Genomic DNA, 15,883 nt, shown 5'->3' on the forward strand with positions numbered 1-15,883 from the left:
TCAAGCGACGGCTACGACGTCGAGAATCCGCTGCACCACCCGATCCTGATCGATGCCGGCGGCTTCGGCTTCAAACGACAGAATGATGCGGTGACGCAACACGTCGAACAGCACCGCCTGAATGTCTTCCGGGCTGACGAAATCGCGACCCGCCAGCCAGGCGTGAGCCCGGGCGCAGCGGTCGAGAGCAATAGAACCACGCGGGCTGGCGCCGTAGGCGATCCACTCGGCCATCTCCGGGTCGAACTTGGCCGGGGTGCGCGTGGCCATGACCAGTTGCACCAGGTATTCCTCTACGGCGTCCGCCATGTACAGACCGAGGATTTCCTTGCGCGCGGCGAAAATCGCCTGCTGGCTGACCCGGCGTTCAGGTTTGGTTTCGCCGTTGAGCGCTTCGCCACGGGCCTGCTGCAGGATCCGGCGTTCGACGGCGGCGTCCGGGAAACCGATCTTGACGTGCATCAGGAAGCGGTCGAGCTGCGCTTCTGGCAGCGGGTAGGTGCCTTCCTGCTCGATCGGGTTCTGCGTCGCCATCACCAGAAACAGCGGCGACAGCTCGTAAGTGCTGCGCCCGACACTGACCTGACGCTCGGCCATGGCTTCGAGCAGCGCCGATTGCACCTTGGCCGGGGCCCGGTTGATTTCGTCCGCCAGCACCAGGTTGTGGAAGATCGGCCCTTGCTGGAACACGAAACTGCCGGTTTCCGGGCGATAGATCTCGGTGCCGGTGATGTCGGCCGGCAGCAGGTCCGGGGTGAACTGGATGCGATGGAACTGGGCTTCGATGCCCTCGGCGAGTTCTTTGATCGCTTTGGTCTTGGCCAGACCCGGAGCGCCCTCGACCAGCATGTGGCCGTCGGCGAGCAGGGCGATGAGCAAACGCTCGATGAGTTTTTCCTGGCCGAGAATCTGCGTTGAAAGAAAGGTTCGCAGCGCCAGCAGCGCTTCACGATGTTCCATCGGTGACTGTTCCTGGAAAGGGTGGCCGCAGGCGTTCGGATAACGCCGGGGCTGGGGGCGTTACTTTAATCCATCGAGGGGGGTGGCGACTAACGGCATTTTGCGCAAAGTGCGGGAAATGAACGGGGGATTTGTTGGAATTTTGTAGCAGGGGGAGTGGTGAGGTGGCAGTTCTGGCCCCATCGCTGGCAAGCCAGCTCCCACAGGTATCAGCGGTGCGAATGCGATTTATGCAACACATCGCTCTCTGTGGGAGCTGGCTTGCCGGCGAAGAGGCCGGCTCAGTCACCCTCAAATCTGGCTGATATAGGTGCCGGTGCCATCCAGAATATTCTTCAAGGTTTCCTCAACCTCCTCCAGATCCACCATCTCCGGATTGAAAGTGATCTCCAGCACATCATCGCCATTCAGCGCATCGGCATCCGCCGCCGCGATCTCGATCTTCAACTGCGTTTTGCTCAGGGTGACCTTTACGCCGTCGAGCGTCGAAGGCTCGCCATCCAGGGTGATCTCCAGCTCGTCCTCGTCCGGATAGCGGCTCATCAGAAACATATCGCCCTTGTCGCTATGGCAGCAGAGCATGGCCATGTTGTCTTCTTCGTCGTCGCACGGGTTGACGATCAGTAGGGCGGTGGTCATTTGCATGGGGAGTTCCTGGCCGACGGGCGCTAAGTGCAATCGAAAGCGCGATTTTGCCAGCGTTGACGAAATTGCGCTGCTCTCTTGCGCGGGTTGCTTTATGGATGCCTGCGATAAAAGGGCGCGTGAAATTTGGCTGAATCAATGAAGAAGGAGAATTCCGACAGTTGAATCCTAGGTTGAGCGCTGAAATTTCCGAGGACGCCGCAGGAAAAAATACATGTTTGAACTTGGCAGCCATTTTTTGCTTTTTCGCTTGTTTTATCGACACGATTGTCATTATTTTGCCGTTCAAACGCAAAGGAGTGCGTCAATACAAACTGAAAAAAAGGACCTCTTTCAATGCATCCGTATTTCGAACGCGCAGAGGAAATCGCTCACCTTTCTGACGCTCAGGTCGAGCAGATTTATCAACGGTATCTGGACGGCGAAAAAAGCGCCGCGCTCCTGGTCGAGTATCAGATCCCTGTCACTGTTCGCAGCTTGCTCAAGGTATTGCCGCCGATTGTCAGTCAAGACCTGAAATGCCCTTATTGTGATTTACCCATGTGGATACGTCGGCACGCCCGGGGCACTTCGGTCTCGCAGCGTCATCCTTACAAGTGCGTACGGTGCGAGCACCGATACTCTGAATTCGCCCGCCATGGCCGGCGCATGGCCTGTACTTGCCAGGCGTGCTGGCAGGTTCATCAGCAACACTTGGCGGCGCAGGCCGAGCGTGACCGACGGGAACTTGAATCGCACTTCGGCATACCGAGGCTCGCGGTGCCATATGGGGCCCTTGGGTTTGTGCAGAAACTGACATTGTTGGCCTTGCTGGACGATGGCAACGTCAGCCGTCCCGAATGGATCGCTCCGTTGAACGCGTCTTCCCGAAGCGAACGTCTGGCACCGAGCGTTGAGGCAAGTGAGGAAAGATTGAAGAGTCTGCACGAGGCCGGCGTGGTAACGGTCGCGACGAGCTCTGATATCAGGGCCTTTGATCGCACTGAGGGTTGCAGTATCAGTGACTATTCTGCAGTGCGCTGGCAGCCCAATGTGGCACTCGGCGGGGTTGCGCGCTGTAATCGGGAAAGCCTTTACCTGGCGCTCTATCAGGAATTGTCCGGCGACATTCAGGTCGCCTGGAAGAGCGAACTCTACGGGCTGATCTTCGATTTGGCCCGAGAAGAATCGCTTCAATACATCCGTGTACTGGCCAATGAAGTCAGTTTTTCGTTCACGGCCGAGGCGCGTGCTGAAACAGTTGTGGGGCAACTCCTGCAGGATTTTTCTGTAAGCCAGCTCTATTACTTTGCCCGTCTGGCAGTAAAAAACGCTGCGCATTTCTACGCTACCGGCAATTCCAAAGGTCGCAATCATGCGTCCAACACCATCCCGCGCAACATGCTCGGGACCGCTCAGGATGCCCTGACTCGGAACTGGCGCAAAAACGCACACCGCGATTCGCGGGTACCGCAATCGGCGCTGCATCGGCTGTTGTACGACGTAGTGCTCAAGGACAGCGGAGCCGGCTTTTCCAAGTCGCCGGGAATGTATTGGCGCGATGAACTGGTGCCGCAGTTCTTCTCCCGTGCAGCTTTTGACAGCGACCTGCTCGGTCATTTGAGGCTGTTTTGCCGAGAGTGTGACTCCAGCAATATCGACGCCAGCATGGATAAACTGGTCCTGAAAACCCTGTGTTACGACTGTGCCACGGTTAGTAAATTCAGGGCGTTCGAGGAGCTGCCTGACTGATGTTGATGGGGGGCTGTAAACAGCTCAGGAAAAAGGGAAGGCATAGCGCTCAATGAGAGTGGCGGCGTTCCCTTTTTTCCTTCCAGTTCTTGATCAGCAAGTACGGAAAGTAAAAAAAGATTCGATGGATCAGAAATGGGATGACAAAGAAAAGTATCAACATGCCTGAAGAGAATATCGAGTAAAACAATATGTTTTGTCCAAACAGGTTTCCATATTTTCCGGTGCCTTTTCCAAGATCTGTTTCGGTTAAATAAAAAGCTAATATAAAAAATATAATCATAAAGGCTGTAAAGAATATTCCGGTGATGAATCGAGTTAAAATCCTGTTTTTGTACTGGGTCGGGTCAATCTTCATTGTTTTGTAAATTTTGTAGAATAGAATTGGTGCAAATATTGGCCCGACAACCGCTACATAGTTTGCGGTTGCTTTGGAACTGAAGGGGAATAAGGAAGACCAGAATCCGCTCAAGCCGAAAAGCTGGTTGTCCAGGAAGTCGTTGATAGCAAAATCCAGGCTGCTTTGCGGGAGTGCAGGAAGAAGAAGGTTTATAAAAAAGATCGGCGCGCAGAAAAGGGAAATCAATAATGGAGGTACAGTCAGTTCAGGCGGGTTTTTATTCATCTTGGTGTTCTCCAGTAGGCTGGCTGTGTTGTCTGTTTAACAGAGCCAGCCGGAAGGCTGGCCCGTTACAGATGTTTGCTATCCTTTTGAGGAAGCGCTATTGAACTGATCAAGGATCAGTGTATTTATTTTTTCCACGTTATCAGCGCTCAAAAAGGCTGCTGCCAAGGCAATCAATAAGCCGACTACTGCTATACCGGGTACGGTAGTAACCAGTGCCGGGAAAAAGTAGGCGGCGGTCACTGCCAGTAGTGCGCCTGCCCCCATACCAGCCGCAATACTCTCAAGCTCCAGCATCAACGGTTTCCAATTGCCTTCTTGGAAACCAATCGCAGTTTTCTCGATCACCGAGTGCACCTGCACGATTTTTCCGGTTACGCCAAATCCTTTGGCGAGCCGATTGACACTGTCCGTGTAGGTCGCCTTGTCCAGCGCGTTCAGTGCGTCGACAACCGCACGGGTATCCTGCGGGCTGAGCCTTGCATTCGGGTTGGTGCGCACTTTTTCGAAGGTCTGCATGGCTTCGGTGTAGCTTCGGATCTTCTTGCCTGAAATGTCCTTTTGAAGATCCATAACGACCTGATGCAGGTTCGCGCCGTATTTCTCCAGGATGTATTTATTGGCGTCGGCAACGAACGCCACGGCGCGCTTGTGCTCGTCGATCTGCCTGGCTTCCTCTGCTGCCGCGAGCCTCGCGTTTTCCTCGGCGATTCGTTGGGCTTCGGCAAGGGCTGCGAGGCGCGCCTGCTCCTGCGCTTGCCTGCGTGCTTCTTCTATCCGGCGCGCGGCTTCGGCAGCCTGTTGCAAGGCCAGAGCCTCGGCTTGTCGGCGGTTTGTTTCGGCATATAACTGTGTTTGCCGGGATTGCAGGCTTGCAATCTGATCGGTGAGGATCATGGCGTTGTAAGTTGCTTCCAGCTTTGCATAAAGTTTTGCAGTATTTACAGTTTTCAATTGTTGTTGAAGTTCGGCGTTTTTCTGAAATAAAAGTTCGTTGACGATGTTTGTTGCCCGGGATAGCCATGAGTCCGGCGTAATGGCTGTCAGAGGCGGATAGCTGCTTTCTTTGATGTTCAGTTCGGATTGAAGGTTGGCTTCAAGATTTTGCTTGCGTGTGTTGTAGTCATTTTGTAGTGCGAGGGTGAACCCATGCATCGGATTTCCCAAGGGATAGTTTCTGCGGATGTCGCCTCTTATCGTGTTTGGGTTTAAATTGATTATTTCCCACGTGCCATCGGCATAGGTGATTATCCCGGGAAGTTCCAGTTGTGACATGTGCAAGTTCCTTGTGCATTGAATGCCCGATCCTTCGGGTGGAGAATGTTTTTACATTGATAGCATTGCGTTGAAATTCAAACAATTCAGGTTGTAAGAATATGTTCTGAAGTTTCTGTGGGCTTTTTCTTTGCTGTTTGTAAGAAGGTGGAAAAGCCTTGTAACTACTTGTTTTTTCTCTAAATCGTTGCCATTTTTTTGGAGGGGGGGCTGAAAGCAGGGAGGCGCAGGGCCGAACGCGCGGGAACGTTCGTTGTTCAGGCAGTCATTTTCGATACGAATGTGTGGAAAATAGGGTTTTAATCCGACCAGTTCGCCCATCCACTGCTAGTGTTGTGCCATGCCCCAGCCTTGGTTTACGTGCCAATGACCGAATATGTCGCAGCACCGCAAGCAGACACATTGTCGCACCCATTAAGCTGCGCAACGAATGAGCACCCGTAAAGGCATTGTCGGCAGCCTCGACAGTCGTTTTTGCAGATGCCCATTCAATGGAAGGTGAATGTGACCTGAGTGTCTCGTCCAGCTTCACCCACCTGTCCCCCTGTTTCCTCTGCCCGAGATTCAGGAACAGGGCGACACAAGCCCCGCAAGGGGTGTTGCACGCGACGCTTTCCATCAATAACAAGCTTAAGCGGAGTACCACAGATGGCGTTCTTCACCGCAGCCAGCAAAGCCGACTTCCAGCACCAACTGCAAGCGGCACTGGCGCAGCACATCAGTGAACAGGCACTGCCACAAGTGGCGCTGTTCGCTGAACAATTCTTCGGCATCATTTCCCTGGACGAGCTGACCCAACGTCGCCTCTCCGACCTCGCTGGCTGTACTCTTTCCGCGTGGCGCCTGCTTGAGCGCTTCGATCACGCGCAACCGCAAGTGCGCGTCTACAACCCTGATTACGAGCGTCATGGCTGGCAGTCGACCCACACCGCGGTCGAAGTGCTGCACCACGACCTGCCGTTCCTGGTCGACTCGGTGCGCACCGAGCTGAACCGTCGCGGCTACAGCATCCACACCCTGCAGACCACCGTGCTCAGCGTGCGTCGTGGCAGCAAGGGCGAGCTGCTGGAAATCCTGCCAAAGGGCAGCACCGGCGAAGGCGTGCTGCACGAGTCGCTGATGTACCTGGAAATCGACCGCTGCGCCAACGCGGCCGAACTGAATGTGCTGAGCAAAGAGCTGGAGCAAGTGCTCGGTGAAGTGCGCGTCGCGGTCGCTGATTTCGAGCCGATGAAGGCCAAGGTGCAGGAGATCCTCACCAAGCTCGATCACAGCGCATTCGCCGTCGATGCCGACGAAAAGAGCGAAATCAAGAGCTTTCTGGAATGGCTGGTGGGCAACCACTTCACCTTCCTCGGCTACGAAGAGTTCACCGTTGTCGATCAGGCCGATGGCGGCCATATCGAATACGACCAGAATTCCTTCCTCGGTCTGACCAAGCTGCTGCGCACCGGCCTGACCAACGAAGACCGGCACATCGAAGACTACGCGGTGAACTACCTGCGCGAACCGACCCTGCTGTCGTTCGCCAAGGCTGCGCACCCGAGCCGCGTACACCGTCCGGCTTACCCGGATTACGTGTCGATCCGTGAAATCGACGCCGACGGCCACGTCATCAAGGAACACCGCTTCATGGGCCTGTACACCTCCTCGGTGTATGGCGAGAGCGTGCGGGTCATCCCGTTCATCCGCCGCAAGGTCGAAGAAATCGAACGCCGTTCCGGCTTCCAGTCCAAGGCTCACCTGGGCAAGGAACTGGCGCAGGTGCTTGAAGTGCTGCCGCGTGACGACCTGTTCCAGACCCCGGTCGACGAACTGTTCAGCACCGTGATGTCGATCGTGCAGATCCAGGAACGCAACAAGATCCGCGTGTTCCTGCGCAAAGACCCGTACGGTCGCTTCTGCTACTGCCTGGCCTACGTGCCGCGCGACATCTATTCCACCGAAGTGCGCCAGAAGATCCAGCAGGTGCTGATGGAGCGTCTGAAGGCCACCGACTGCGAGTTCTGGACCTTCTTCTCCGAGTCCGTGCTGGCTCGCGTGCAGTTGATCCTGCGTGTCGATCCGAAGAACCGCATCGACATCGACCCGCTGTTGCTGGAAAAAGAAGTGGTACAGGCCTGCCGCAGCTGGCAGGACGACTACGCCGCCCTGACCGTCGAAAGCTTCGGCGAAGCCCACGGCACCAACGTGCTGGCGGATTTCCCGAAAGGTTTCCCGGCGGGTTACCGCGAGCGTTTCGCGGCGCATTCGGCCGTGGTCGACATGCAGCACCTGCTGAGCCTGAACGAAAAAAATCCGCTGGTGATGAGCTTCTATCAGCCGCTGGGCCAGGTGTCCGGTCAGCGCGAGCTGCATTGCAAGCTGTACCACGCCGACACCCCGCTGGCGCTGTCCGACGTCTTGCCGATTCTGGAAAACCTCGGCCTGCGCGTGCTGGGTGAGTTCCCGTACCGTCTGCGTCACACCAATGGCCGCGAGTTCTGGATTCACGACTTCGCGTTCACCGCAGCCGAAGGTCTGGAGCTGGATATCCAGCAACTCAACGACACCCTGCAGGACGCGTTCGTCCACATCGTCCGTGGCGATGCCGAGAACGATGCGTTCAACCGTCTGGTGCTGACCGCCGGTCTGCCATGGCGCGACGTGGCGCTGCTGCGTGCCTACGCCCGTTACCTGAAGCAGATCCGCTTGGGCTTCGACCTGGGTTACATCGCCAGCACCCTGAACAACCACACCGACATCGCTCGCGAGCTGACCCGGTTGTTCAAGACCCGTTTCTACCTGGCGCGCAAGCTGGGCAGTGATGATCTGGAAGACAAACAACAACGTCTGGAACAGGCGATTCTGACCGCTCTGGACGATGTTCAGGTGCTCAACGAAGACCGCATCCTGCGTCGTTACCTGGACCTGATCAAAGCCACGCTGCGTACCAACTTCTATCAGACTGACGCCAACGGCCAGAACAAGTCGTACTTCAGCTTCAAGTTCAACCCGCACGCGATCCCTGAGCTGCCGAAGCCGGTTCCGAAGTTCGAAATCTTCGTGTACTCGCCACGCGTCGAAGGCGTGCACCTGCGTTTCGGCAACGTTGCGCGCGGTGGTCTGCGCTGGTCCGACCGTGAAGAAGACTTCCGTACCGAAGTCCTCGGCCTGGTAAAAGCCCAGCAAGTGAAGAACTCGGTCATCGTGCCGGTGGGTGCGAAGGGCGGCTTCCTGCCGCGTCGTCTGCCACTGGGCGGCAGCCGTGACGAGATCGCGGCCGAAGGCATCGCCTGCTACCGCATCTTCATTTCCGGTCTGCTGGACATCACCGACAACCTGAAAGACGGCGCGCTGGTGCCGCCGGCCAACGTCGTGCGGCATGACGACGATGACCCGTACCTGGTGGTGGCCGCGGACAAGGGCACTGCGACCTTCTCCGACATCGCCAACGGCATCGCCATCGACTACGGCTTCTGGCTGGGCGACGCGTTCGCCTCCGGTGGTTCCGCCGGTTACGACCACAAGAAAATGGGCATCACCGCAAAGGGCGCGTGGGTCGGCGTACAGCGCCACTTCCGCGAGCGCGGCATCAATGTTCAGGAAGACAGCATCACTGTGGTCGGCGTCGGTGACATGGCCGGTGACGTGTTCGGTAACGGCCTGTTGATGTCCGACAAGCTGCAACTGGTCGCTGCGTTCAACCACATGCACATCTTCATCGATCCGAACCCGAACCCGGCCACCAGCTTCGTCGAGCGTCAGCGCATGTTCGACCTGCCGCGTTCGGCCTGGACCGACTACGACACCAGCATCATGTCCGAAGGTGGCGGCATCTTCTCGCGCAGCGCGAAGAGCATCGCCATCTCGCCGCAGATGAAAGAACGCTTCGACATCAAGGCCGACAAGCTGACCCCGACCGAACTGCTGAACGCCTTGCTCAAGGCGCCGGTGGATCTGCTGTGGAACGGCGGTATCGGCACTTACGTCAAGGCCAGCAGCGAAAGCCATGCCGACGTCGGCGACAAGGCCAACGATGCACTGCGCGTGAACGGCAACGAGCTGCGCTGCAAAGTGGTGGGCGAGGGCGGTAACCTCGGTATGACCCAACTGGGTCGTGTGGAATTCGGTCTGAATGGCGGCGGTTCCAACACCGACTTCATCGACAACGCCGGTGGCGTGGACTGCTCCGACCACGAAGTGAACATCAAGATCCTGCTGAACGAAGTGGTTCAGGCCGGCGACATGACCGACAAGCAACGCAACCAGTTGCTGGCGAGCATGACCGACGAAGTTGGTGGTCTGGTGCTGGGCAACAACTACAAGCAGACCCAGGCCCTGTCCCTGGCAGCGCGTCGTGCCTACGAGCGCATTGCCGAGTACAAGCGTCTGATGAGCGATCTGGAAGGCCGTGGCAAGCTGGACCGTGCCATCGAGTTCCTGCCGACCGAAGAGCAGATCAACGAGCGCGTTGCGGCAGGCCATGGTCTGACCCGTCCCGAGCTGTCGGTGCTGATCTCGTACAGCAAGATCGACCTCAAGGAACAGCTGCTGAACTCGCTGGTGCCGGACGACGACTACCTGACCCGCGACATGGAAACGGCGTTCCCGCCGACCCTGGTCAGCAAGTTCTCCGAAGCCATGCGTCGTCACCGTTTGAAGCGCGAGATCGTCAGCACCCAGATCGCCAACGATCTGGTCAACCACATGGGCATCACCTTCGTGCAGCGACTCAAAGAGTCGACCGGCATGAGCCCGGCGAACGTGGCTGGCGCCTACGTGATCGTGCGTGACATCTTCCACCTCCCGCACTGGTTCCGTCAGATCGAAGCGCTCGACTATCAGGTTTCCGCTGACGTGCAGCTGGAGCTGATGGACGAGCTGATGCGTCTGGGCCGCCGTGCTACCCGCTGGTTCCTGCGTGCCCGTCGCAACGAGCAGAACGCTGCCCGTGATGTCGCGCACTTCGGTCCGCACCTCAAGGAGCTGGGTCTGAAGCTCGACGAACTGCTGAGCGGCGAAATCCGTGAAAACTGGCAGGCGCGTTATCAGGCTTACGTCGCGGCCGGTGTGCCGGAATTGCTGGCGCGTATGGTGGCGGGTACCTCGCACCTGTACACCCTGCTGCCGATCATCGAAGCGTCCGACGTCACTGGCCAGGATCCGGCCGAAGTGGCCAAGGCCTACTTCGCCGTAGGCAGTGCGCTGGACATCACCTGGTACCTGCAACAGATCAGCGCGCTGCCGGTTGAAAACAACTGGCAGGCCCTGGCCCGTGAAGCGTTCCGTGACGATGTGGACTGGCAGCAACGTGCGATCACCATCTCCGTCCTGCAACAGGGCGACGGCACCCAGGACGTGGAAGCACGTCTGGCGCTGTGGATGGCACAGCACGAAAGCATGATCGAGCGCTGGCGCGCCATGCTGGTGGAAATCCGTGCTGCGAGCGGCACGGACTACGCCATGTACGCCGTTGCCAACCGTGAGCTGCTGGACCTCGCGTTGAGCGGGCAGGCGGTGGTGCCTGCGGCTGCTGCGAATGCCGAGCTTGAACTGGCCTGAGTAGTGGTTGAATGAAGAAGCCCCGGTGTCGTGAGATGCCGGGGCTTTTTTATGCTCGTTGATGCGCTCCCTGTAGGAGCTGCCGAAGGCTGCGATCTTTTGATTTTAAAAGTCAAAAGATCGCAGCCTTCGGCAGCTCCTACAGGGTTTGAGTGTCACCACAAATCCTGTGGGAGCTGGCTTGCCAGCGATGAGGGCCTTACTTTCAATACAAGTCAGGTGCTTGTTTGTTATCCAGCATCGACACTTTATCTGTCGGTCTGGTCAATAAATTACTCAGCGACTGATCAAACTTCTGCAGCGCCCGAACTTGCACATCCTGCTGCTGATTAATATCAGCGACGATCTCGTCCGAACCTTTGAAGTCCGCCCACACCGGCGTCAGTTCCTTCGCTTCAGAACCTTTCGCCGTACCGATGTAGTTCAACTTCGCATCATAAAAATCCGCACTCACATCAGCCTTGATGTCGGAGCTGCGCGAGGTGATCAACTGGCTGTGGGTGTCGATGATCGCCACCACGTCGGGATGCGCTGCACGCAAACTCTGCATGTCCGGGTACACCGTTACTGAACCGAACTGCCGTTGCAGCGAGGCCTTGACCCAATCCACCGCCATGTCCGGTTTCGAGGTGTTGACGTAGGCGTCATGGATCGGCTGCACCAGCAGGCTCTGGCCGAAACCGGTGCCGGCGTTGGCTTGATAGTTACGCAGGTATTCGCGGTTGGTCAGGGTGCTGGGGCTGTAGACCACGCCCAGTGACACGCCGGGGCCGCTTTGCACTTGGGCGGCGCTGCTGCGGCCAACCGGTTGGGTGAACAGCGTATCGAGGGACGAAACCGCTTTCGGCGCGGTGGGTACTGAGCAGGCGGACAAAGCTAAAACCGATATCGCCAAGGTACTGGCAAACGCAAGTTTCATGGTGAGTCTCCCGTGAAGCAACTTCAGTCGGAACGTCATAGTTGTCGCGGCTGTTTGTCAAAGGCGCACGACAGTTGACTCAGACTAAACCCGCCAACCTGTAAATAAGCTGACAATTTTCCGTGTTGTGGCAATGCATTAGTTTTATTGGCTTTAAGGCAAATCGGTTAATTGCCTCGGGAAATAAAAAGGCGCAAAACAGTGTTTTGCGCCTTTTTATTTATGGCTGTGCCAACAACCATCAGTTTTTCAAAGGGATCAGCACTTGTTCGTCCGGCGCCAACACCATGAACACCAGCAACTTCGCCGGTTTGCTGTTGCTGGCGTTTTTCGACACCAGATGTTCGGAGCCGGCCGGTTCGTACCAGAACTGGCCTTTCTTGTAGGTGATCGGCTGTTCGCCCTTGACCTGGGAAATCACTTCGCCTTCGAGCACATAGGCCATGGCGGTGCCGTCGTGCTTGTGGGCGATGGAGGATTGGCCGGGTTTGTAGTCGACTTCGATCATCATGGCTTTTTTGCCGGGGGCGTTTTTCAGCATCTGGTCTTGCAGGACGGTGACTTTTTCGGACGGGTCGTGGGCCAGCGCGGCAGCGGACATGGACAGGGCGAGAGTGGCGGTGAAGAGGTGCAGGGCTTTCATGGCGGATCACCTGTGGGAGGAGGGGGTGGTGACCACAGTAGTCTGCGGGGTGGGGCATGCAAACGGCCAATATTCGGGAAGATCGGGTGACCAATCGGCTACCGCCAAAAAGCAAAAGATCGCAGCCTTCGGCAGCTCCTACAGGGATAGTGTAGATACCGTCTTGCCCCTCACCGGGCAAGTGCCAATTTCGGGTCAAATGGTTGGCCCGATTTGAGCACTCCGTAGACGAAGTGCAACAACTTGCGCATGGCTGCACAGATGATCTGTTTGGGGGCTTTGCCATTGGCCTTCAAGCGTTCCTTCATGGCGATGATCGCCTCGTTGTGCCTCAGCGCTACCAGGCCTGGCATGTACAGACCCGCCCGAACGCGAGCCGAGCCGACCCTCGAAATAATTGTTCTGCCTTTGAGTTTTCCTGACTCCTGCAGCTTAGGGTTCAACCCTGCAGCAGCGACCAGTTTGCGAGGGTCGTCGTATTTGCGCAGGTCGCCCAGCTCGGCCAGCAGCCGCTCAAGGGTTTTCTGCCCGATACCGTCGATGGTCACGATCAAGTCGCGCATCTGGCGCATGTCCGGATCATCATCGATGTGTTTCTTGATCGCTTTGTGCGTTTCAGCGATCTCTTTTTCGATGTGGCGCAGAACGGAGTTGATCGAGTCTTTGACCTTTTCGTCGGACACATCCAGACGATTGAGCTCCATCTGCTCCATTTCCTGAAGATCATCCAATCGACGCACCATCGCCTTCAGTTGGCGGTATTTCAGTGGCTCCGGAGCCCAAAGCTGAAGCTTTTCAGCCTTTTCCCGAGCAAAATCAGCGAGCAGTTTGGCGTCGCTTTTATCGGTTTTGATCCGGCGCAATTCGCTGTCGGCGTAAGCATGGGTCGTGGCCGGATTGACGACACAGACCCGGTAACCCTTGTTGTAGACGAACTCGGCAAGTTCCAGGTGATAGACGCTGGTGGCTTCCATCACGATCAAGGCTGTGGGCTCGACCTGCTTGTTCAACCAAGCTTCAAACTCTTTGAAACCCTTCGCGTCATTAGGCAGCTTGGCCTTGGTTTTGTGCTTACCGTTTGGCAAGTGCGTGGCGATATCAAAGGTGTTTTTAGCGATATCGACACCGACGAAACTGGACATGAGTGTCTCTCCATTGATCTGTTTTCGATCATCACTGCACTCTGTCCAACCTTGCGAATGCGAGCTCTCGCCAGAGACGGGCCCAAGATACCGTTCGAACTATATGAGTGAGTGTGGAGGGCTGGAGCACGATCTACATCACAGGCAAAAAGCCTAAGGAGCTGCACGGCTTCCAAGTCCCTCCCTCGATGATCAGTCGAGAACTATCGCTCCTGACGGAGCGATAGTCGAGATACAAGGAGCTGCCGAAGGCTGCGATCTTTTGATCTTGCTTCTAAACGATAGGGAAACTATTGAAATCCACACTATTGGCCAGACGGCTATCGATCAGGTCAATAAACCCCTGCGCCTCGGGCCGGTTGAAGTGCGCCTGCATCGCCGCTTCCGACTGCCAGCGTGCGCTCACTGTCCAGCGTTGGCTGTCCTCGGGGCAGCGGTCGACCATATAGGCGTCGCAGCCCGGGGTCTGGCGCAGGGTGTCGACGATCTTCTGCAACTGCCGGCCGAGCTCTTCCGAACGGCCGGCGGCGGCGCGCACCTGAACGGTGTTGATCACTTCGATGGACATTGCTCACTCTCCTGAATCAGGCCGGACGAATCCTGCTCATTGAGGGATAACGCCCATGCAGAATAGGCCTGCACCCGTTGATCACCAATAACCAATCGGCGGTTAATCGCGCAGACCAATCATTCACGCCACTTGTTGCAGAATGTCGCGCAGGCGATCCAGAGCGGTGTCGATGTCGAGGGTTTCGATGGCGCCGAAGCCGAAATACAGGCCGCTCCTCACCGGCTGTTGATAATAGAAAATGTCGATGGGATATAACCCGACCTCGACCTTTCTCGCCAGCTCGATCACCAGCGCCAGGTCGACCGGCACCTTGCACAGCACTGCCATGTGGAACCCGGCACTGGGCGGTATCGCCTCCAGCCACGGCGACAGATCCGTGGCCATGCGCGCCAGAATCCGCTCGCGGCGCTGGGCGTAAATCGCGTGGCAGCGGCGGATGTGCTTGAGCAGACAACCTTCGGCAATGAACTTGGCCAGCGCCCATTGCGGCAAGGTCGAAGCGTGCTGGTCAGTGAGCTTTTTCGCGCGGATCACCGCTTCGAGGATCGCGGGCGGCAGAATTGCGTAACCCAGGCGCAGCTCCGGCAGCAGGGTTTTGGAGAAGGTCCCAACGTAGGCAACGATCCCGCGCTGGTCGAGGCTGAACAGTGAGTCCGTAGGCCGGCCTTCGTAGCGGAATTCGCTGTCATAGTCGTCCTCGATGATGATCGCGCCCAGTTCATACGCCCGGGCGAGCAACGCCTCGCGGCGCGCCTGGCTCATCGACATGCCCAGCGGAAACTGGTGCGACGGGGTGACGTAAATCAGCCGCGTACCCTCGGGAATCTGTTCGACCACAATGCCTTCGGCATCCACCGGAACTCCACTGACTGCGGCGCCGTGGCTACCGAACAGCAGTCGGGCCGGCGGATAACCCGGGTCTTCCATCGCCACTTGGCTGCCGGGGCTGATCAGCACGCGGGTGATCAGATCCAGCGCCTGCTGCGCGCCGTTACACACCACGATGTCCTCGTCCCGACCGTTGATCCCGCGCGAAAACGCGATGTGCCGGGCAATCGCATTGCGCAGTGCCGGCAAGCCTTCGGGAACGCTGTAGAAACCTTTGGAGCCGGCCATCTGGCGCATCGCATGCGAGACGCAACGGCGCCAGTCGTCATGCGGGAACTGGCCCTTGCTGGTGGCGCCGCCGATAAAATCGTAACGCAGCGAGCCTTCCAGCGTCGGGTGCTGCAGGAACATCGGCAGGTTGCGCCAGCGCTCGATCTGTTCGGCGCTGGCCAGTTCGGTGTGGCTTTGCTTGCGCTGAACCTGCGCCGGACGGGCGTTGACGTAGGTGCCTTTGCCGATGACGCCGGTAAGGAAGTTTTCGTAGGTCAGCTGCGCGTAGGTGTCGGAAATGGTCTTGCGCGAAATCCCCAGTTGCTCGGCCAGCAAGCGGCTGGGCGGCAACTGCGTGCCGGCGGCCAGACGCCCGGACTCGATGGCGCCGCGCAGCTGGTTGTACAGCTGGCCGGCCAGGTCCTTGCGGCCATTGATCACGACGTGAAGTTCCATACCGACGCGGCTCCGGGGGGCGATTGGGGTGTCGGCCAGATTACCGCTGTTGCGTGATGGGCAGTAGTTGCGCAGCACAAAAACCCGAAATTGGTCACCATCCCTGTAGGAGCTGCCGCAGGCTGCGATCTTTTGACTTTGATTTTTTATAAGCAAAAGCAAGATCAAAAGATCGCAGCCTACGCCAGCACCTACAGGGGAAATGTGTGGGGCCGGGATTTCAGTGGTGTGGCGGTTTTTCGTGGAATTGGGGCTGTAACGCTGGCGCATCAGC

General features: G+C 57.4%; 11 protein-coding genes. 2 read left to right on the forward strand and 9 right to left on the reverse strand.

Features of this window, described 5'->3' with window-relative positions:
• Window positions 1–960: an AAA family ATPase gene (locus ACYZUM_RS08360; RefSeq protein ID WP_003218556.1), complete on the reverse strand. Its 960-nt coding sequence runs from the start codon at window positions 958–960 to the stop codon at window positions 1–3.
• A gap of 291 nt (window positions 961–1,251) precedes the next feature.
• Window positions 1,252–1,605 (reverse strand): hypothetical protein, encoded by a 354-nt coding sequence (locus ACYZUM_RS08365; RefSeq protein ID WP_108182481.1) that lies wholly within the window; start codon window positions 1,603–1,605, stop codon window positions 1,252–1,254.
• A gap of 336 nt (window positions 1,606–1,941) precedes the next feature.
• On the opposite strand from ACYZUM_RS08365, the gene ACYZUM_RS08370 reads away from it, so the two are divergent.
• Window positions 1,942–3,336, forward strand: coding sequence for a hypothetical protein (locus ACYZUM_RS08370; RefSeq protein WP_108182482.1), 1,395 nt, complete (start codon window positions 1,942–1,944; stop codon window positions 3,334–3,336).
• 49 nt (window positions 3,337–3,385) lie between these two features.
• On the opposite strand, the gene cui is transcribed toward ACYZUM_RS08370, so the two are convergent.
• Both cui and ACYZUM_RS08380 read right to left on the reverse strand, forming a co-directional pair.
• Entirely contained in the window at window positions 3,386–3,961 is a 576-nt protein-coding gene (cui, locus tag ACYZUM_RS08375; RefSeq protein WP_108182483.1) for a colicin immunity protein Cui, read from the reverse strand.
• 78 nt (window positions 3,962–4,039) lie between these two features.
• Complete coding sequence (locus tag ACYZUM_RS08380; protein ID WP_108182484.1) at window positions 4,040–5,236, reverse strand: colicin-like pore-forming protein; 1,197 nt, start codon at window positions 5,234–5,236, stop codon at window positions 4,040–4,042.
• Between the two features lie 648 nt (window positions 5,237–5,884).
• Here ACYZUM_RS08380 and ACYZUM_RS08385 point away from each other — a divergent pair.
• Window positions 5,885–10,780 carry an NAD-glutamate dehydrogenase gene (locus ACYZUM_RS08385; RefSeq protein WP_108182485.1) on the forward strand — a complete coding sequence of 1,632 codons (4,896 nt, stop codon included), beginning with the start codon at window positions 5,885–5,887 and terminating at the stop codon, window positions 10,778–10,780.
• A 205-nt stretch (window positions 10,781–10,985) separates the two neighbouring features.
• Here ACYZUM_RS08385 and ACYZUM_RS08390 read toward each other — a convergent pair whose 3' ends face one another.
• The 5 genes from ACYZUM_RS08390 to pdxR form a co-directional block, all read right to left on the reverse strand.
• On the reverse strand, window positions 10,986–11,699 hold the full coding sequence (locus tag ACYZUM_RS08390; RefSeq protein ID WP_041062440.1) for a hypothetical protein: 714 nt from the start codon (window positions 11,697–11,699) through the stop codon (window positions 10,986–10,988).
• 241 nt (window positions 11,700–11,940) lie between these two features.
• Entirely contained in the window at window positions 11,941–12,342 is a 402-nt protein-coding gene (locus ACYZUM_RS08395) for a cupin domain-containing protein (RefSeq protein ID WP_108182486.1), read from the reverse strand.
• A 170-nt stretch (window positions 12,343–12,512) separates the two neighbouring features.
• Window positions 12,513–13,484 carry an IS110 family RNA-guided transposase gene (locus ACYZUM_RS08400; RefSeq protein WP_108181694.1) on the reverse strand — a complete coding sequence of 324 codons (972 nt, stop codon included), beginning with the start codon at window positions 13,482–13,484 and terminating at the stop codon, window positions 12,513–12,515.
• Between the two features lie 274 nt (window positions 13,485–13,758).
• Window positions 13,759–14,052 carry a putative quinol monooxygenase gene (locus ACYZUM_RS08405; protein ID WP_108182487.1) on the reverse strand — a complete coding sequence of 98 codons (294 nt, stop codon included), beginning with the start codon at window positions 14,050–14,052 and terminating at the stop codon, window positions 13,759–13,761.
• Between the two features lie 123 nt (window positions 14,053–14,175).
• Window positions 14,176–15,609 (reverse strand): MocR-like pyridoxine biosynthesis transcription factor PdxR, encoded by a 1,434-nt coding sequence (pdxR, locus tag ACYZUM_RS08410; protein ID WP_108182488.1) that lies wholly within the window; start codon window positions 15,607–15,609, stop codon window positions 14,176–14,178.
• Window positions 15,610–15,883: the final 274 nt, after the last annotated feature.

Source organism: Pseudomonas sp. m6p (assembly GCF_055760375.1).